General features: G+C 72.8%; 15 protein-coding genes. 6 read left to right on the forward strand and 9 right to left on the reverse strand.

Going from position 1 to position 18218, the window contains the following annotated elements; genetic code table 11:
- Positions 1 to 5 precede the first annotated feature (5 nt).
- A complete protein-coding gene (locus tag F4559_RS15520; RefSeq protein WP_184669454.1) occupies positions 6 to 1064 on the reverse strand; it encodes a YcaO-like family protein in 1059 nt (352 codons plus the stop codon).
- 179 nt (positions 1065 to 1243) lie between these two features.
- Here F4559_RS15520 and F4559_RS15525 point away from each other — a divergent pair, with 179 nt between their 5' ends.
- The gene (locus tag F4559_RS15525; RefSeq protein ID WP_184669456.1) at positions 1244 to 1837 is read left to right on the forward strand and encodes a response regulator transcription factor; all 594 of its coding nucleotides are present in this window, start codon (positions 1244 to 1246) and stop codon (positions 1835 to 1837) included.
- Here F4559_RS15525 and F4559_RS15530 read toward each other — a convergent pair.
- The 3 genes from F4559_RS15530 to F4559_RS15540 form a co-directional block, all read right to left on the reverse strand.
- On the reverse strand, positions 1819 to 3063 hold the full coding sequence (locus F4559_RS15530; RefSeq protein WP_184669458.1) for an NB-ARC domain-containing protein: 1245 nt from the start codon (positions 3061 to 3063) through the stop codon (positions 1819 to 1821). The two genes, F4559_RS15525 and F4559_RS15530, sit on opposite strands and share 19 nt — an antisense overlap.
- Before the next feature lie 798 nt (positions 3064 to 3861).
- Entirely contained in the window at positions 3862 to 4899 is a 1038-nt protein-coding gene (locus F4559_RS15535) for a hypothetical protein (protein WP_184669460.1), read from the reverse strand.
- Positions 4890 to 7217 (reverse strand): phosphoketolase family protein, encoded by a 2328-nt coding sequence (locus F4559_RS15540; protein WP_184669462.1) that lies wholly within the window; start codon positions 7215 to 7217, stop codon positions 4890 to 4892. The genes F4559_RS15535 and F4559_RS15540 overlap by 10 nt, the downstream gene beginning before the upstream one ends.
- 136 nt (positions 7218 to 7353) lie before the next feature.
- Between F4559_RS15540 and ppk2 the strand changes: the two genes are divergently transcribed.
- From ppk2 to F4559_RS15560, 4 genes are all read left to right on the forward strand, one after another.
- Positions 7354 to 8178: a polyphosphate kinase 2 gene (ppk2, locus tag F4559_RS15545; protein WP_184669465.1), complete on the forward strand. Its 825-nt coding sequence runs from the start codon at positions 7354 to 7356 to the stop codon at positions 8176 to 8178.
- Positions 8179 to 8188: 10 nt separating this feature from the next.
- Positions 8189 to 8584 carry a hypothetical protein gene (locus F4559_RS15550; protein WP_184669467.1) on the forward strand — a complete coding sequence of 132 codons (396 nt, stop codon included), beginning with the start codon at positions 8189 to 8191 and terminating at the stop codon, positions 8582 to 8584.
- A gap of 163 nt (positions 8585 to 8747) precedes the next feature.
- Positions 8748 to 9467 carry an ABC transporter ATP-binding protein gene (locus F4559_RS15555; protein WP_184669468.1) on the forward strand — a complete coding sequence of 240 codons (720 nt, stop codon included), beginning with the start codon at positions 8748 to 8750 and terminating at the stop codon, positions 9465 to 9467.
- 31 nt (positions 9468 to 9498) lie between these two features.
- Positions 9499 to 11922 carry an ABC transporter permease gene (locus tag F4559_RS15560; RefSeq protein ID WP_184669469.1) on the forward strand — a complete coding sequence of 808 codons (2424 nt, stop codon included), beginning with the start codon at positions 9499 to 9501 and terminating at the stop codon, positions 11920 to 11922.
- A gap of 37 nt (positions 11923 to 11959) precedes the next feature.
- On the opposite strand, the gene F4559_RS15565 is transcribed toward F4559_RS15560, so the two are convergent.
- Together F4559_RS15565 and F4559_RS15570 are read right to left on the reverse strand one after the other, a co-directional pair.
- Entirely contained in the window at positions 11960 to 12496 is a 537-nt protein-coding gene (locus F4559_RS15565) for a GNAT family N-acetyltransferase (protein ID WP_221447245.1), read from the reverse strand.
- Positions 12493 to 13344, reverse strand: a complete 852-nt coding sequence (locus F4559_RS15570; RefSeq protein ID WP_184669470.1) for an NAD-dependent epimerase/dehydratase family protein — start codon at positions 13342 to 13344, stop codon at positions 12493 to 12495. The genes F4559_RS15565 and F4559_RS15570 overlap by 4 nt, the downstream gene beginning before the upstream one ends.
- Before the next feature lie 77 nt (positions 13345 to 13421).
- Between F4559_RS15570 and F4559_RS15575 the strand changes: the two genes are divergently transcribed.
- Positions 13422 to 14324 carry an AraC family transcriptional regulator gene (locus F4559_RS15575; protein ID WP_184669471.1) on the forward strand — a complete coding sequence of 301 codons (903 nt, stop codon included), beginning with the start codon at positions 13422 to 13424 and terminating at the stop codon, positions 14322 to 14324.
- Positions 14325 to 14336: 12 nt separating this feature from the next.
- On the opposite strand, the gene F4559_RS15580 is transcribed toward F4559_RS15575, so the two are convergent.
- The 3 genes from F4559_RS15580 to F4559_RS15590 form a co-directional block, all read right to left on the reverse strand.
- A complete protein-coding gene (locus F4559_RS15580) occupies positions 14337 to 16379 on the reverse strand; it encodes an NACHT domain-containing protein (protein ID WP_184669472.1) in 2043 nt (680 codons plus the stop codon).
- Between the two features lie 199 nt (positions 16380 to 16578).
- Positions 16579 to 17412 (reverse strand): LamG-like jellyroll fold domain-containing protein, encoded by an 834-nt coding sequence (locus F4559_RS15585; protein WP_184669473.1) that lies wholly within the window; start codon positions 17410 to 17412, stop codon positions 16579 to 16581.
- Positions 17409 to 18197 (reverse strand): signal peptidase I, encoded by a 789-nt coding sequence (locus tag F4559_RS15590; protein WP_184669474.1) that lies wholly within the window; start codon positions 18195 to 18197, stop codon positions 17409 to 17411. The genes F4559_RS15585 and F4559_RS15590 overlap by 4 nt, the downstream gene beginning before the upstream one ends.
- Between the last annotated feature and the right edge of the window lie 21 nt (positions 18198 to 18218).

Raw genomic sequence — 18218 nt, forward strand, 5'->3', positions numbered from 1 at the left:
CCACCTCAGTAGTCGTGGGGACAGTCCAGACCCGGGCACACGACCCGGACCACCGGGATCGCGAACTCGTCGCGGGTGTGCTCGACCACCAGCGGGCTGTGGCCGGTGTGCGCGGTGACGCGGGCGGCCAGCACCTCCACCGCGGTCGCCGTGGCGTGGTGCGTGGGCGCGGGCAGCGCCGCGGTACCGGCGACCGCGGGGCCGGCCGGCGTCCACGAGTCGCCGAACAGGTCGCCGAGCAGGTCCTCGCGGGTCCCGGCGATCGCGGCCACCCGGGACTGGGCGGCTTCGGTCAACGCGCGGTGCAACGCCACCGACCCGTCCAGGTGGGCCGCGCTGCCGCGGAAGTCGACCGGGAACTCCTCGCTGGAGACCCGGACCTCCACGCAGGGCACGGCGACCGGTGACGGCACGAGGTACGCGGCCACGGCCACGCCCGCCCGCTCGAACCGCTCGACCAGCCCGGCCGCGACCTCGTCGACACCGCCGAGATCCAGCCCGACCCGGTCGGACTCCGCGCCCGCCAGCGCGTCCCGCTCGATCACCTCGTACAGGCCGTGCAGCACCGCGTCCACGCGGGTGGGCCCGCTCGCCAGGCCGTTGCTGGTGACCTCGAACAGCGGCGGAGCCCACTCCTCGACCACCGTGCCGTCCAGCCGCAGGGCCGCCGTGGGCACGAAGCCCGTGCCGCCGTCGGACAGCCGGGTCGCGGGCACCCAGTCGAGCACCAGGTCGTCGTTGACGCAGGTGCGCCCGGTCGTGCGCAACGCGGTCACCGGGTAGCCGAGCCGGTCCCGCATCGACCGGACGCTGCCCACCTCCGGCCCGGCGGGCAGGTTCTCCGCGTGCCACACCTCGATGGCCTCCATGGCCGCCGACACGGCCGCGGCCTCCGGGGTCAGGCCCTTGCCCTGCGACACCGACAGGGTGCGCGCGGTCGGCCGCACGGCCTGCCAACACGGAATCCCGACCTCGTCCAGCCAGGTCACGTCCGCCAGCCTGGTGACCCCGACCGCGGTCAACACCGGGCCGATCCGGTTCAGCGTCTCGTCGTGCGGAATCACGCACACCCACTTCCGGGCTGAATGGGAAATGCACTCGAAAGCTGTATACCCGCGACCCGCGATAGTGGCAACCAGTCGGCACGCGGTCGGCATATCCGTTTTTCCGCCGTTTCTTCCTGGACTCGTCCCGGTCGCCGTGCGAGTCTGCGGGGCAATGTCGACCGGGAGGTATGGCCGCCATGCGCACTTCGCTCGCCCAAAGGGATTCCGAATCGTCGTGGACGGTGGCCATCGCCGTCGGTCTTCCGCTGGCGCGGATAGGCGTGGAATGCGCCGTCGCCGGTGACCGGGACTTCCGGGTGGTCGCCTCGGTCGGCTTGGCCGAGGAGTTGGACCCGGTCGGGTGTCCGGCCGATCTCACGGTGGTCGAGGTGGCGCCGCACGGTCCCGTCCCGGCACCGGTCGTGTTCGGTGCGCTGGTCTGCCACAGCCGGGTGGTGGTGCTCGCGCACGCCGGGGACCCCAGGGTCCGCGAGCTGTCCGGCGTCGGTGCCGTGGTCGGACACGACACCGAGGCCCGCGACCTGGTGCGCGCGTTACGGGTCACCGCGGGCGACCGGCTGCCGCGGCGCGAGCTGCTGAGCAGGCGTGAGGTGGAGACCGTCCGGCACATCGGGCAGGGCCTGACCCACCGGCAGATCGCCCGCCGGATGGGTCTGACCGAGGCGACCGTGAGCACCTACGTCAAGCGGATCCGCGGCAAGCTCAACGTCACCAACAAGGCCGAGCTGGTGCTGCGGGCGATGGCCTTCGGCTACCTGACCGAACGGTGATCGCGCCGGTCCCGCCACCGGGCATGCCCGGCGACCTCGCGACCGAACAGCCGCACCAGGTCGGGCAGCGACCACCGGGACCGCCCGGTGGCGACGACCAGGTTCGCGTCGACCAGCTCGTCCACCGCCCGCAGGGCCACCAGCGGGCCGCCGGCGAGCAGGGTCTCGGCGAGCCCGACGGTCAGCTCGACCCCGGGCGCCCTGGCCACGCCGAGCAGCAGCGTGGCGGCCGGGACGCTGAGCTGCCGGTAGACCGACTCCAGCGCCGCGCGCATCGACAGGTCACCGACCTCCAACTGGGCCAGCCGGTCCGATTCCGGGCGGAGGCGGGCCGCGAGCTGCGCCAGGCACCAGTGCGGCCGGCTGGCCAGCTGGTTGATCATGATCCGCAGGGCGAGCGGGTGACCGCCGCACAGCCGGACCACCTCCGCCGCCGCGCCCGACTGCGCGTCCACCACGTCCGGGCCCAGCGTCGAGCGCAGCATGTCCAGACCGGTGCCGAGGTCGAGGGCGCCGAGCACCACCCGCTTGGCCACGTTCAGCCCGGTCAGCGTCCGGCGGCTGGTGAGGATGACCAGGCAGTGGGCGCTGTTGGGCAGCAGTGCCCGGATCTGGCGCTCGTCGACCACGCCGTCGAGCACGAGCACGAACCGCCGGTCGTGCAGCGTGGAGCGCAGGAGCGCGGCCCGCTCGTCGATGTCGGCCGGCAGCCCGTCGCCGGTGATGCCCAGGCCGCGCAGCAGCCGGGCGGCCACCTCGTCGACGGCCATGCCGCCCTGGAGGTTCACGAACAGCTGACCGTCGGGGAACCGCTCGCCGACCACCTGGCAGGCGCGGACGGCGAAGGCGGTCTTGCCCACACCCGGCACGCCCGACACCGACACGACGACCGGTCCGAGCCTGCGGCCGGGCGCCGGGGACACCAGGGTGGCCAGTTCACGCAGTTCGGCACACCGGCCGACGAACGACTCCGCGTCCGGGGGCAGCTGGCGCGGCACCTGCCGAAGCGGCTGGGGCGTCCACGCGACCGCCCGTAACGCCCGTAACGCCGCGTCGCCGAGTACGGCGCCGAGCGAGTCGACCGATCTGCGGTGCGGTCGTGCCACTGTTCCGCGTTCCATATTGCCGATCGCGCGGGCACTCAGACCGGATTTCTCCGCCAATTCCTCCTGGGTCATGCCCCGATCGAGTCGAAGTCGCAGCAGCACAGCACCGAAGTAGTTCACCCGAGCCTCCGTTCAGAGCGCACAGCACTGTCCAAGATGTGTGGATTCCGTCTCGACAGGCTCGGGAATGGATGGCCGGATCCAGGCGTGCGAGTGCCTGATCCGACTGAGTCGACACTATCCGCCGGCCTTCCGCCGGCAGTGGGTCCTAGGGGTCCGACCGCCGATTCCGACGGTCGCGACGCCCCGCCGGTGCGCGGGGTCGTCGAGCGCCGTCGGCGGTGACGTCTCGCGGCGCCATTCGGCGACGCGATTCCCCGGTGGTGGTCCCGCGGTCGACGGCGGGCCGCGCGTGGAGACGCCGGCAGCCTGTTCCGTCCGTTCCGCACTTCGTCCGATCGGCGGCCACGCCGCCGTGATCAGCCACGTCCGGGACCGGTGACCAGCCGATCCTCGACAATCCGACCACCCCCAACCCCAGGCTCCGATCCACGACCGAGGCGTACCCGGCGCTCCCCAACGCCGCACGCCCCGGCTCCTACCGCTCCGGACCGGTCTCTCCCACCGTGTCCGGACACCCTACGTGAAACCACCGCAGGGCAACGGCAGATCCCCGTAGCGATCTCCCTGTCCTCCGACGGAAGGTTTCCGCCCGCTCGACCACCGAGGTGGACATCCTGTGCACGAACGGAAATCCTCCCTCAACCGCACCGGGGAGCACATGCTACGACCGTCTGGATCTGCCAAGCCGGGGCGAATGGTCCGCGGGCCTCGTCGAGCGTGGTGCGGGCGCCGGGGGAGTGGCCCGCCGCGGCGGTGTCGTCGAACGGGGACGTCCGGTCGGCGCGACGCCGCCGGTCAGGTCGCGAGGAGGCGGGCCTGGTGGTCCATGACCAGTTCCTCGTCCGACTCGACGACGTGGACGGCGACGCCCAGGCGGGGCAGTGGCAGCCGGCACGTGATCCGGTCGCGCAGGCCAGCCGCGTGTTCGCCGATGCCGCCGGTGAAGACCAGCGCGCGCCAGTCGTCCAGCGTGGTGGCGCAGGACGCGATCGCCATGGCCGCCGAGCGGACGAAGACCTCCAGGGCGAGGCGGGCCGCCTCGTCGTCGGCGTCGAGGAGGTCGCGGACGTCGTGGCGACCGGAGATGCCGGCCAGGCCGCCGTGGTGGTCGAACAGGTCGCGCAGCCCGGACGCGGTCATGCCGTGTCGCTCGATCAGGTACGGCAGGATCGCCGGGTCCACGTCGCCGCTGCGGGTCGCGGACATCATGCCGCCGGTAGGGGTGAAGGACATGGTGGTGTGGCGTGGTGTGTGGTCGGCGGCCACGGCCGTGACGCTGCACCCGCTCCCTAGGTGCGCGACGACGGTGTCGCCGAGGTCGGGCCGGCGCAGCAGGACCGATTCGACCGACAGGCCGTGGAAGCCGTACCGCCGCACGCCCAGCGCCGCGAGGTCGGCCGGGATCGGCAGCCGGGTCGACGCTTCGGGCAGGGCTTGGTGGAACGCGGTGTCGAAGCACGCCACGAAGCGCGCGTCCGGCCAGGCGCGTCTGGCGTGCTCATAGGTCTCCAACGAACCGGGCTGGTGCAGCGGGGCCAGGGGCACGAGCGCGCGCAGCTCGTGCGTGAGGGCGTCGTCCCAGAGCGCCGGGCCGGGGCGGTCGCCGCCGTGCACGACCCGGATCGCGACCGCCTCCGGCGCCGCGCACACCCCGGCGACCGCGTCGACCGCCGCGCCCAGGTCGCCGGAGAACGGCCGGGTGTCGCCGTCGACGCGCAGCGTCCCCTCCGGGTCGCCGACACGCTCCACGCGCACCGACCGCACGAGGTCGGGTGCGCGCAGAGCGGCCTTGAGCGACGACGAGCCGGGGTTGAGGGACAGGATCAGGCCCACTGCCAGTCCCTGATCTCGGGCATGTCCTCGAAGTGCTCCCGCACGTACGCCTCGTGCCGGTCGAGCATGGCGCGGCAGTGCGCGGCCAGTTCCGCACCGCGCTCGGGCGCCCGCCGCGCCCGGCGCAACGCCTCCAGCACCAGGTGGTAGCGGCTCATCCGGTTGAGCACCACCATGTCGAACGGGGTCGTGGTCGTGCCCTGCTCGGAGAACCCGCGCACGTGGAAACGCCCGGGGTTGACGCGGCCGTGCAGCAGTTGGTGCACGGCGCGCGGGTACCCGTGGAACGCGAACACCACGTCCGCGTCCTCGGTGAACAACTCCGCGAACCGCGCGTCCGGGAACCCGTGCGGGTGGTCGGCCGGCGGCAGCAGACCCATCAGGTCGACCACGTTCACCACGCGCACCCGCAGGTACGGCACGTACTCGCGGAGCAGCTTGGCCGCCGCCAACACCTCCTGCGTGGGCACGTCGCCCGCCGCCGCGAGCACCACGTCCGGCTGGTCGCCGTCCTCGGTGCCCGCCCAGTCCCACACCGACGCACCCGCCGCGCAGTGCCGCTCGGCCTCCTCCAGCGTCAGGAACTGGGTGTGCGGCTGCTTGTCCACCACGATCAGGTTGACGTGGTCGCGGCTCTCCAGGCAGTGCCGGGTGATCGACAGCGCGGTGTTCGCGTCCGGCGGCAGCCATACCCGCACGACGTCGGGCGACAGCGGGATCGCGGTGTCGATCAGCCCCGGGCCCTGGTGCGAGAAGCCGTTGTGGTCGTTGCGCCAGCACGTCGAGGTCAGCAGCACGTTGAGCGACGCCACGGACGACCGCCACGGCAGCGTGGCCGCGTGCTGCAACCACTTCGCGTGCTGGATCAGCATGGACGCCGACACCATCGCGAACGCCTCGTAGGTCGCGAACAGCCCGTGCCGCCCGGTGAGCAGGTAGCCCTCCAACCAGCCCTCGCACAGGTGCTCCGACAGCACCTCCATCACCCGGCCGTGCGGCGACAGGTGCTCGTCGGTGGGCAGCACCTCGGCGCGCAGGCACCGGTCGGTCTCCTCGAACACGGCCTGGAGCCGGTTGCTGGCGGTCTCGTCCGGGCAGAACAGGCGGAACGTGCCACCGCCGTCCTCGGTCGTGGTCGCCGCGTACACGTCGCGCAGCAGCTCGCCGATGGGCGCGGTGTTGCCGTGCTCGACCGAACCCGGACCGTGGACCTGCACGGCGTACTTGTCCAACGGTGGCAACGGAAGCGGCCGGAGAAGACGACCGCCGTCGGCATAAGGCGTGGCCGACATCCGCTTGTCGCCCTGCGGCGCCAACGCGGCGACGTCCGCGACCAACGCGCCGTCGGCGTCGAACAACTCGTCGGGCCGGTACGAGCGCAGCCACTCCGCCAGGAGCGCGAGGTGTTCCGGGTTCTCCCGGACGCCCGACAGCGGCACCTGGTGCGACCGGTGCGTGCCCGTGACCGGGACGCCGTCCACGGTCGCCGGGCCGGTCCAGCCCTTGGGCGTGCGCAGGACGATCGCGGGCCACCGGGTGGCCGTGCCCGCCCGCAGGTCGGCGATCCGCGCCTGGGCCTCGGTCATCCGCGCGTGGAGGTCGGCGTACACGGCGGCCGGGTCGTCGCCGGACACGACCACCGGGTCCCAGCCCTGTGCGCGCAGGAACCCGGTCAGGTCCTCGTCGGACGCCCGGCCGAACACCGTCGGCCCGGAGATCTTGTAGCCGTTGAGGTGCAGGATCGGCAGCACGGTCCCGTCGCGGCGCGGGTCGAGGAAGCTCGGCGCCTTCCACGACGCGGCCAGTGGGCCGGTCTCGGCCTCGCCGTCGCCGATCACGCACGCCACCAGCAGGTCGCGGTGGTCGAACGCGGCACCGGTGGCGTGCGCGAGCGCGTACCCCAGCTCGCCGCCCTCGTGGACGCTGCCCGGCGTCTGCACGCTGACGTGGCTGGGGATGCCGCCGGGCGTGGAGAACCGGCGCACCAGCCGGGTCAGCCCGGCGAGGTCGCGCGACACCTCGGGGTAGATCTCGCTGTAGGTGCCCTCCAGGTAGGCGTTGGCGACCAGCGCGGGCCCGCCGTGCCCCGGACCGGTGACGTACAGGCAGTCCTGGCCGGTCTCGCGGATCAGCCGGTTGAGCACCGTGTAGATCATCGACAGGCCGGGACTCGTGCCCCAGTGGCCCAGCAGCCGGGGCTTGATGTGCCCGGCGGTGAGTTCGTCCCGCAGCAACGGGTTGTCCCGCAGGTAGATCTGGGCGACGGTCAGGTAGTTCGCCGCGGCCCACCAGCGCAGGTCGCGTTCCGTCGTCGACATCGGGGATACCCTCCCAGGCTCGTGATCGTGCCCCTTGACGATGCGGCAGGGGCGGGTCGCCCACCCAGAGCCGGAATACCCTGATCGTCACCCGGTACGCGTGCGTCCGCCCGGCGGCATGGGTACGGTCCGGTCCATGGCCAAGCCGAAGCGTTTCCCGCGCGCCTTGTACGAGGCGGAACTGGTGCGGCTGCAAGGTCGTCTGGTCGAACTCCAGGAGTGGGTCAAGGCGACCGGCGCCCGGCTCGTCGTGGTGTTCGAGGGCCGGGACGCGGCGGGCAAGGGCGGCACGATCAAACGCGTCGCCGAACACCTCAACCCGCGCGTGTGCCGGATCGCGGCGCTGCCCGCGCCGACCGAGCGCGAACGCACCCAGTGGTACTTCCAGCGCTACGTCGACCACCTGCCCGCCGCCGGCGAGATCGTCCTGTTCGACCGGAGCTGGTACAACCGCGCGGGCGTCGAACGGGTGATGGGCTTCTGCACGGCCGACGAGTACCGGCGGTTCCTGCGCCAGTGCCCGGTGTTCGAGCGGCTGCTGGTCGAGGACGGCGTGCTGCTGCGCAAGTACTGGTTCTCGGTCAGCGACGTCGAGCAGGAGCGGCGCTTCCGGGAACGCCTCGACAACCCGCTCAAGCGCTGGAAACTGTCCCCGATGGACCTGGAGTCGATCACCCGGTGGGATGACTACTCCCGGGCCAAGGACGACATGCTCGTGCACACGGACATGGACTTCGCGCCGTGGACGGTCGTGGAGGCCGAGGACAAGCGGCGCGGGCGGCTGAACATGATCGCGCACCTGCTGGGCAGTGTGGACTGGACGCCGGTGCAACGGCCACCCCTCGTGCTGCCCGCGCGCCCGGCCGGCGGCGGCCACGTCCGGCCGCCCCGCGAGGCCGACCGACTGGCACCCGACCACGCGCGGACCCTGCTGGACGGGCCGCCCCGCGAAGCCTCCTAGAGTACGGATCATGAACGGTTTCACCGAGGACGAAGGCCGCACGCTGCGCACCGCCGTGTACGGCGCGATGGTGCTGGTGTCGGTGGCGGACGAGGGCGCGGTCGACGAGGAGAGCCACGCCGGGATCCGGGCGATGTCCGCCCTGCCGCCGCAGCTGCGTCAGGTGGTCGGCGCGGCGCCGCCGGAGTTGCCCGTGGGGACGGTCGCCGACGTTGAGCACGGCGTGCTCACCGCGCTGCGGGCGTCGGCGGACCTGTTGGCCGCGCGGTCGGCCGGTCAGGCGCGGGCGTTCGCCGACGCGGTCCTCGCGATGTGCGGGGACGTGGCCTCGGCGGACGGCACGGTCGGGCGCGCGGAGGACGTGGTCGTGGCGCGCATCCGGTCCGCCTTGGACGCCGCACTATAGAGACCCCACCGTCCGAAATGCCCGCTCTCCGCCGACGCCGCGTCCCGACAGTCCAGTCGGGTACACCCGGACGGGCGAGCTTCAGGGGTGTAGCTGGGTGCACCCCGTGTTCGGGTGGTGGCCCGATGGCCGGAACCGCCGGACAGTTCCTAGGGTTTGCGGCATGACTGCGCTTCAGCTTCACGAGCTGCGCAAGGCGTACGGCACGGTCCGGGCCCTCGACGGGGTGTCCCTGGAGTTCCCGGCCGGCACGTTCACCGCGGTGATGGGCCCGTCCGGATCGGGCAAGTCCACGCTGCTGCACTGCGCGGCCGGGCTCGACCGTCCCGACTCGGGACGGGTCGTGCTCACCGGCGTCGACCTGGGCACACTGGACGACGACGGGCTCACGGTCCTGCGCCGGCAGCGGATCGGCTTCGTGTTCCAGGCGTTCAACCTCATGCCGACGCTCACGGCCGAGCAGAACGTCGAACTGCCCCTGCGCCTGGCCGGCGAACGACCGGACCCGGCGGCCATCACCGCCGCGCTCGCGGCCGTCGGCCTGGCCGACCGCGCCGGGCACCGGCCCGCACAGCTCTCCGGCGGCCAACGCCAGCGCGTCGCGATCGCGCGGGCGCTGACCACCCGCCCGCAGGTGCTGTTCGCCGACGAGCCCACCGGCGCGCTGGACAGCCACAGCGGGCACGAGGTGCTCGACCTGCTGCGCGCCCTGGTCGACCGGGAGCGGCGCACCGTGATCATGGTGACCCACGACCCGGTCGCCGCCGCCTACGCCGACCAGGTCGTGTTCCTCGCCGACGGTCGCCTCGCGGGCACGCTGCCCCGGCCGACCGCCGAGGCCGTCGCCGCCCGCCTGCCGAAGCTGGAGGCCCGGGCGTCGTGAGCACGCTGTCGTGCGACCAGGGGGAGCGGACATGCTGAGCATCGCCCGCGACACCCTCAAGGCCCGGTGGACCAGCCTGGTCGCGACGTTCATCGGCCTGGCGGTCGGCGTCGCCGTCCTGTCGTCCATGGCCGTGGTGTTCGCCTCGGCGCTGGCGCCGCAGTCACCGGCGCCCAGCCGCTACGCCGAGGCCGCGGTCGTGGTCCGCTCGCCCGAGACCCGGACCGTGGACGACGGCGCCGTCCTGGACAACGCCGAGCCGGAGCCGTTGACGAAGGAGGTCCTCGCCGCCGTTCCGGGCGTGCACGACCGGTCGTTCTACGCGCAGGTGGCCGACCGCCCGGCCGCCGCCCCGTACGGCAGGCCCTGGTCGGCGGCGAAGTTCGCGGGCTACCGCCTGGAGTCGGGCAAGGCGCCCGCGCTGGCCGACGAGGTCGTGGTCGCGGCCTCGACCGGCGCCAAGGCCGGCGACCGGGTGACCGTGCTGACCGCGTCCGGCCCGCGCCCGTACGCGGTCTCCGGTGTGACGGCCGACGTCGACTTCGAGACGGCCGTGTTCTTCACCGACACCGAGGCCGCGCGCCTGTCGCCGGACGTGATCGCGGTCGTGGCCGACGGGTCGGCCGAGCAGGTGCGCCAGGCGGTCGGCGACCGCGCGGACGTGCTGACCGGCGACGCCCGCGTCAAGGCCGAACCCGGCAGCAGCCGCAACCGCGGCGCGCTGTTGGGCATCGTGTCGATGACCGCGACCTCGATCGGTGTCGCGGTGTCCGTGGTGGCGTTCGTCGTCGCGGCCACGTTCGCGTTCTCGATCACGCAGCGCACGCGCGAGTTCGGGCTGTTGCGCGCGGTCGGCGCCACGGCCCGGCAGGTGCGGCGGATGGTGTTCGCCGAGGCCCTGCTGGTGTCGGTGTCCGCGTCGCTGCTGGGCTGCGGACTGGGCTTCGCGGGCGCGCCGGCGCTGGCGTCCGCGCTGAAGTCGGCCAAGGTCGGTCCGAAGTGGTACGAGCTGACCGTGTGGGTGGTGCCCATGCTGTCGGCGTTCGTGCTCGGCGTCGGCGTGGCGCTGCTGGCCGTGTGGTCGGCCGCGCGCAAGGCGGGCGGCACGTCGCCGGTCGAGGTGCTGCGCGAGGCCACGGCCGACACGAAGGCGATCGGTCGCGGCCGGTTGGTCGTCGGACTGTCCACGGTGGTCTTCGGGGCCCTGGTCGTGTTGTTCGTCGTGGCCAAGGCGTCGTGGCTGTCCATGGTGCCCGTGCTGTACACGCCCATCGCCGCCGTGCCGCTGATCGGCGTGGCACTGCTGACGCCCGTCGTGGTCAAGCCGTTGGCACGCCTGCTCACCTGGCCGCTCGGCCGGTCCAAGGGCGCGACCGGGATGCTCGTGCGGGCCAGCATCGTCACGGCCGTGCGCCGCACGGCGACCACCGCCGGACCCGTGCTCCTGCTGGTGGGCCTGTCGGTCACGATGCTGGGCGTCACCTACACGGTCGGCAGCGCCGAGGTGAACGCCGAACGCGCCACGGTCACCGCGGACCACGTCGTGACCCCGGCCGGCACGCCCGGCCTGAACGAGGCGGCGCTGGCGCGGCTGCGCGGAATCGCGGGCGTCACCGTCGCGCCGATCACGCCGCTGCGGGTCAACCACCGCAAGTTCGACGACGACCCCGAGATCAACGACATGCGGGCCGTGGCCGTCGACCCCGCGACTGTGGGCAGCACGCTCAAGCCCGTGGTGGCCGAGGGCTCGACGGCCGACTTCGGCGACGACACGATGATGGTCGACGAGAACGTGCGGCTGCCGCTGGGCGTGACCGTGGCCGTGTGGTTCCCGGACGGGTCCCGCGCGGAGCTGAAGGTCGTGGCGCTGCTGCGCAACAGCGAGACCTACATCAGCAGCAAGCACGCGTCCGGCGTGCTGCCGACCCGCGCGTACCTGACCACGCCGCCGGGCACGTCGACGGAGGCGGTGAACGCGGCCGTCGCCGGCCTGGGCGCGAGGGCGGTGCCGGCCGACGACTACTTCGTGGTGGCCGACCCGTTCCAGTCGCCGTCGCTGCGCTTCGGCGTGATCCTGGGCCTGGGGATCATCGCCGCGTACGCCGCGATGTCGATCGTGAACACCTCGATCCTGGGCCACGCCGACCGCCGGGGCGCGACCACGGCGTTGCGGCTGACGGGCGCGACGTCGAAGCAGGTGGTCCGGGTGGCCGCCTACGAGGCGGTGATCGTGGCCGCCGTGGGCATCGTGGCGGCGGTCGTCATCTCGGCGGTGAGCCTGTTCGGCTTGCGGCTGGCGGTGAGCCAGGAGGTCGGGCCCATGCCGGTGATCCTGCCCTGGTGGGCGTTGATCGGCGTGGTGCTCGGGTGCGTCGTGGTCACGGTCGCCTCGGCCGTGCTGCCGACCCGTCTGGCGCTGCGGTCGCCGCCCGCGACCGCCGATCCGCAGGGCTGATCGCGGACGAGGGGCGTCCACGGTGGACGCCCCTCGTTCACAGCTCCTTGCGCAGCAACGTGCACATGGTTTCGTAACGGCGGATGTCCCCGTTCGGACCTTCCTCGTCCCAGGAGTCGGGTTCACGGCCGTAGGCGACGTAGCCGAGGCGTTCGTAGAGCGCGCGGGCCCTCGGGTTGTCGTCCTCCACGCCCAACTCGGCACGCCGCAGTCCCCGGTCCCGGATGCGGAGTTCGGCGCCCCGGACCAAGGTGGTGCCGATACCGCACGACCGCAGCGCCGGATGCACCGCCAACTGCCACAACGTGCCGGCACCCGGACTTTCCCGGTAGTCGATCCCGCCGATGCCCAACGGCACGTCGGCCGGGCCGCACACGGCGAGGTAGTCGCCCACGCCGGACCGCGCGCGTGCCACCTCGGCCGCGACGTGCGTCAAGTGCAGCCGCGTCCCGGCCCACGAGCAGGACGGCAGGTCGGCCTCCGTCAGATCGCGCACCGACAGGGTCACCGTCACCTCGGTCATGGCGACCAGCGTGTCCACCCCGCCGGGCATCGGCAACGGAATTCCCGTCACCGGGAGCGAAGATCTCCGACCACGCCACCGCGAAGATCCCCGGTCGTCGGCGTCCAGCCCAGGTCACGCAGGCGGCCCGCGTCCAGGGCCGCGTCCATCGCCAGGAAACCCGCCATCGGCCCGTGCGTGGCCAGGGCCTCGGACAGCGGCCACGAGCGCACGGGCACGTCGGCGGCGTGACCGACGGCCGCCATCAGGTCCGCCAGGGCCACCGGGGACGCCTCGGCCGCGTGGAAGACGCCCCGCGCCGGGGTTTCCAGGAGCAGCGCGTACGCCTCCGCGAGGTCCGTCACGTGCACGGTCGACCACACGTTCGCGCCCTCGTCGACGTAGCGGGCCACGCCGTCGGCACGGGCCTGCCCGACCAGGCGTGCCACCGGGCCGCCGCCCGCGCCGTAGACCATCGGCGGGCGCACGACCACGCCGCGCACGTCGGCCGTCAACACCCGGTCCTCGGCGTCGGCCAACCACGCCAACGGCCCCTCGGGCGCGGCCGTGTCGTCCTCGGCCACCGGGACCCGGGACGACCGGGCACGCGGCACGCCGGTGGTCGTGACGAACACGGCCGGTCCGGCGGCGAGCATCGCGGTCACGGCGGCCTCGTCCACCACCGGCCGGTCCGCGGTGTCGGTGGCGGCGGTGTGGATCACCGCGTCGCCCACGGCACCGGCCAGGACCGCGAGGTCGGTCAGACTGCCCCGCACCGGTTCGCCGCCCGCCGCCCGCACCACCGCCTCGGCGCGGGCACTGCGGGCCAGGCCGCGCACGCGGTGGCCCCGTCCGACCAGGACACGGGTGATCGCCGAGCCGATGTAGCCGCTCGCACCCGTGATGAAGACGTCCAGCATGATCACTCCTTCGCGGAAGACGTCTCCGACGGTAGGAAGCGGCGTCCGGACGGGAAATGTGCGAGAGTCCGGGGTTCATGCGCGAGCGTCCGGTGTTCGAGACCCTGCTGGCCGGCGTCCGGGTCGAAGCGGGCAGGTTCGCACGGGTCGAGCTGCGGGCGCCGTGGGGTGCGCGGGTCGGGCCGCGCGACGTCGTGGCCCTGCACCACGTGCTCGACGGCGAACTCTGGCTCGACGCGGGCGACCACCACGCGCACGTGCGCGCCGGGGACCTCGTCGTGGTGCCGCCCGGGACCGGGCACGCCCTGCGCCACCGGCCCGGCGCGGCGGTGACGGCGGTTCACGACGCGCCCTCGGTCGACGCGCTGTCGGTGCGGCGGGTGTTCGGCGGCGACGGGCCGCGCACGGTCGTGCTCTGCGCGGAACTGACCCTGCGCGGCGCCACGCGGTCGGCGTTGCTGCGCGCCTTGCCGACGGTCGTGCACCTGCGCGAACCGCACCTGGACCACCTGCTCGCCGAGTTGCGGCACGAGATCCGCGAACGCCGCGCGGGCGCGTCGGTCCTCGCGGCGCGGCTCGTGGAACTGGTGCTGCTGCGCGGGATCCGGGCCGAACTGGAACGCCCGGCCGAGACCGGCACGTGGCGTGCCGCGCTGACCGACGAGCGGATCGGCCGGGCGCTCGACGCCGTGCACCGCGAGCCGGGTCGGGCGTGGACGGTCGCGGGTCTGGCCGAGGTGGCGGGGATGGGCCGCGCGGCGTTCGCCGTGCGGTTCCGCGACCTGGTGGGCGACACACCGGTGGCCTACCTGACCGCGTGGCGCATGGACGTGGCCCGGGAGCACCTCGTGGACCGTCCGGAGTGGACGATCGGCCGGGTGGCGGCGTCCGTCGGCTACGGCAGCGAGTACGCGTTCAGCACGGCGTTCCGGCGTGTGGTCGGCGTACCGCCCGGCCGCTACCGCACCGAGAGCGTCTGACCCGGGCCGCGGCTACCGGTCTCCGCGCTCGTGCCATGACGCCGCCAGCAGGTCCTGGAGGCGCGCGTGGCGGAACTGGTAGAAGGGGCCGACCGTCCGCAGCACGCCCCGTGCGCAGGCGTCCTCCAGGAAATCGATCATCCGCAGCGGGCCCGCGCCCTCGACCCGGAGCTGGCAGAACACGAGGAATGCCACCCAGGTCTTCGAGGACACCACGCCGAAGACGAGGCCGTAGGGCACCGTCCCGGCGAGCTGGCCCAGCAGGCTCGCCGTGACGTCGTCCACGCCTTCGTCGGACGTGATGAGTTCGGCGAGTGTCATCATCGCCCCGCCCAGGACGCCGACGGCCAAGCCGAACGCGATCCGGTACCTGATCTCCCGGTACCAGCACGTCGCCGGCGGTATCGGACTGAACTGGTCGACCGACGGCCGGGCGATCGAGTAGAACAGGAAGCTCGTCAGGCCGACGGCGAGCCCGCACAGCAGACCGGCCATGATCCCGTAATCGCGGCCGAGCCAGACGGACAACGTCATCGAGAGCATCAGGAAGGTCGTCACGGAGAACAGGGAGGCCGCCTTGAAGTTCTCCCGGGAGAACAGCTCCGGTCGCAGCGGCCTGGACCACTGGCGCGGCTGCCCGACCCCTCGCGCGTAGACCGCCCCCAGCACCAGGGCGAACACCGTGGCGTAGCTCAGCAGGGCGGCATCGGTACGACCGGCGACGATCGCGCCGAGCACGATGCCCAGCACGAACGTCACGCTCAACCCGGTGGCGACGACGCGTATCCACCTCGGGCGCCATCGGTGGACGGTCCACCACGAGAGTTCCGGGCTGTTGTCCTCGTTCATCTGCGCCGCGACGCACCCGAGCCACCTGGTCGCCTGGTCGAGTCCGTACCGGGGCGCGGGCTGTCCGGGGGAGGGGGCGTACGCCACGGCGAGAAAGCGTTCGAGCAGGTGGTGTTCCACCTCCGTGCGATCCGCGAACCCGCCGGTCGGGAACAGGTCGGCCATGTCGTCGCCCGGCCGGTAGGCGTCCCGCACCAGGCTGAGCATCAGCGGCGTGTCCAGTGCCCGGGTGACCGCGTCGTCGTGGCGCCGCACGTGGTCGACGAGCCTGCGCCAGCCTGGCGGTGGCGGATCGACGCGGCACAGTTCCAGGTAGGCGGCGGCCCGGTCCCCGGTCACCGGCAGCAGTTCGAGGACCGCCGCACCGGCGACGTGGCCGCCTTCGGCCACGGCCTGGACCAACTCCGCGCTTCGACTGAGCAGCACGACGCGTCCGGTGGCCTGTAGGTCCAGCGCCCGCACGGCGACCGGGCGCAGGCGTTCCGGCAGGTCGTCGAGGCCGTCCAGGAACAACACCACCCGGCCGCTCTCGATCAGTCTCCGGGCGGTGCCGCGGCCGTACTCGGAGGCGACCAGGAACGGGTACTCCAGTTCCAGGCGGGCCGCTGCCCAGTCGACCAGCCGGTGTCGGGCCGCGTTCCAGTCCGCGAGTCCCAGCAGCACGGGAATCGGCACCCGGTGCCGGTCGGCCGTGCCGTCGCGGTGTCGGAGCACCTCCAGCAGCAGCAGGATCGCCGCACTGGTCTTGCCCGCGCCCGCCGCGCCGATCAGCAGGATCCGGCCGGAGTCGAGGCCGGCGAACACGTCGAACAGGCCGCCGAGGTCGCCGTCCTCGACCTGGAGCGGGCCGACGGGCCGCGCACCCGGGAGCACGGCGACCCGCGACGGCGTGACGGGTGACCCGACGGCATCGATCCGCGAGCCTCCCGCCGTCCTGTCCGACCACGACCAGCGCACCGAAATGCGGGTCGGGTAGATCAGCCGGAGTTCAGTGGCGGTGCGTTCCCACCGGGCCCGTACGGCGACGGCCAACCCGTCCCCGGCCGCGTCGAGATCGGGAGTGCGCGGCACACGCCGTCGCAGCATCCACACCCCCAACGCCGACCCGGGGACCAGCACCGCCGAGACCGCCTGGATGACCGTGCCGACGACGCTCCGGTCGCTCGCGGAGAAGAGCAGCCACAGCACGCCCCCGATCGAGGCCACGACACCCAGGAAACCGACTATCGACCAGCGTCGTGGAGATCTTCTCCCGGCCATCCCAGTCCGATCCGCTGCGCGGCCGATCGCACCGGACCCGGCGATTCCCCGCGTCGCACCGACTTCGTCCCGTCCCGTCGACGCATGCTCCCACCTCCGGCCGTTCGCGAGCCCGTCGGTCACCCGGGCGGACCAGCGGGACCGGTCACTGACCGCCGGCCGCGTAGTGCGCCGAGATCCGGGCGGCCGACAGCGCGTACGGGTAGTAGGCCATGAACGCCAGGTTGCCCCGGAAGTGCGCCGTGGTCTGGTTCGAGCCGAAACCGTTGGCGTAACCCGAGGTGTTGTCGTACCCGATCCGCATATATCCGGTCATGCTCTGCGGGTGGGCGCCGGCGAGTTGCACGATCAACTGCCCGTCGAGGTACAACCGGATGCCGTACGTGGCGTCGTGCACGCCGACCACGTGGTGCCAGGCGCCGTCGTTGTACGCGAACGGCGTGACGATCTCGTACGGGCTGGGGTTGTTGGTCACGAACGCGATGGTGCCGTTCGACGTCAGAAGGATCATGTTGTCCTTCTTGGTCGACGCGCCCGTCGCCAGGTCGCCGATCCCGCTGATCACGCCGCCGAGGTCGTCGTGCGTGCGGAACCACGCCTCGTGGCTCGACGACGTCGACGCGCTGAGCGTGATCGTGCCCGTGGTCGAGACGTAGTGCGTGTTGTCGAGCACGGCGTACGGCTGGGTCTCCCGCAGGCACGGGTACTCCACGGCGTCCTGGACCTGCCGGCCGCCCTGGTAGGTGCCGTTCGCGGCGGTCGGCGACCCGTCGTAGGCGACCGTGCCGGTGGTCTCGTTGAGTTCGTAGAACCGGGTCGGGTTGTCGGCCAGCGCGACCGCGGTGCACGTGTGCGCCAGAGACGTCACCGTGTTGTTGGAGTTGGTCACCTTGGCGTTGAACGCGCCGCTGGTCGGTTCCACGCCGAGGTACGCGATCGCCGCGACGACGACCGCCACCACGAGCACGAGCTTCCTCATCGCACCGCCCTCGGCCGGACGAAGAACGACACCAGCAGCGGTATCGCACACAGCACCAGGCACAACGTCCACCAGGTCCACGGCATGTGCGGGTTCACCTCGATGGGCACGTTGCCGCCGTCGCCGTACTTCGACGCCGACGCGGTCAGCTCGCCCACCTGCCCGGCGCGCAGGTCCGTGAACACGCCGTCCGGGGTGGTCGCGCGGACCGGCAGCACGCCCGACGACACGAGCTGCGCGCGGGTCACGTCGCCCTCGGTGAACGTGCCGAGCAGGATGACCCCGACCAGGGGGCGCAGCACGACGATCGCCACGCACACCACGAGCGGGTAGAGGATGAGCCGCAGTGGCGTGCGCCAGCGGCCCGTCCAGCGGGTCAGCAACCACACCGTGAACCCGCCGACCAGCAGGAACGGCAGGGATTTGACCAGCCAGGCCACGCCCCACCAGCGCGCGACCACCAGGCCGACCAGGTTCTCGTCCCCGGTGCGCCACGGGTCGTCGGCGCCGTTGATGTCACCGCGCGTGATCAGCTTGCCGTCGCGGATCTCCACGACCCGGTGGGTGTAGGCGATCTTGCTCGCGGCCGTCGGGTAGAACGAGACGACGTCGCCGACCGCGACCTCGGCGACCGTCGTCGGCCTGGTCAGCACGAGCGTGCCGACCGGCGCGGTCTCGCCCATCGAGCCCGAGTCGACCGACAGCCACCGGCCGCCGGTCAGCCGCCAGCCGAGGGCGACGGCCAGGCAGAGCAGGACCACGGCGAGGAGCGCGATGCGCAGCACGCGCGGGACGTCGGCGCGGCG

This window comes from Saccharothrix violaceirubra, from assembly GCF_014203755.1.
Classification (GTDB): domain Bacteria; phylum Actinomycetota; class Actinomycetes; order Mycobacteriales; family Pseudonocardiaceae; genus Actinosynnema; species Actinosynnema violaceirubrum.

Excerpts from the sequence above, each read along its gene's own strand:
- F4559_RS15525 (WP_184669456.1), top strand. The coding sequence starts at position 1,244 with ATGCGCACTTCGCTCGCCCAAAGGGATTCCGAATCGTCGTGGACGGTG.
- F4559_RS15540 (WP_184669462.1), bottom strand. The coding sequence starts at position 7,217 with ATGTCGACGACGGAACGCGACCTGCGCTGGTGGGCCGCGGCGAACTAC.
- ppk2 (WP_184669465.1), top strand. The coding sequence starts at position 7,354 with ATGGCCAAGCCGAAGCGTTTCCCGCGCGCCTTGTACGAGGCGGAACTG.
- F4559_RS15550 (WP_184669467.1), top strand. The coding sequence starts at position 8,189 with ATGAACGGTTTCACCGAGGACGAAGGCCGCACGCTGCGCACCGCCGTG.
- F4559_RS15555 (WP_184669468.1), top strand. The coding sequence starts at position 8,748 with ATGACTGCGCTTCAGCTTCACGAGCTGCGCAAGGCGTACGGCACGGTC.
- F4559_RS15560 (WP_184669469.1), top strand. The coding sequence starts at position 9,499 with ATGCTGAGCATCGCCCGCGACACCCTCAAGGCCCGGTGGACCAGCCTG.
- F4559_RS15570 (WP_184669470.1), bottom strand. The coding sequence starts at position 13,344 with ATGCTGGACGTCTTCATCACGGGTGCGAGCGGCTACATCGGCTCGGCG.
- F4559_RS15575 (WP_184669471.1), top strand. The coding sequence starts at position 13,422 with ATGCGCGAGCGTCCGGTGTTCGAGACCCTGCTGGCCGGCGTCCGGGTC.
- F4559_RS15585 (WP_184669473.1), bottom strand. The coding sequence starts at position 17,412 with ATGAGGAAGCTCGTGCTCGTGGTGGCGGTCGTCGTCGCGGCGATCGCG.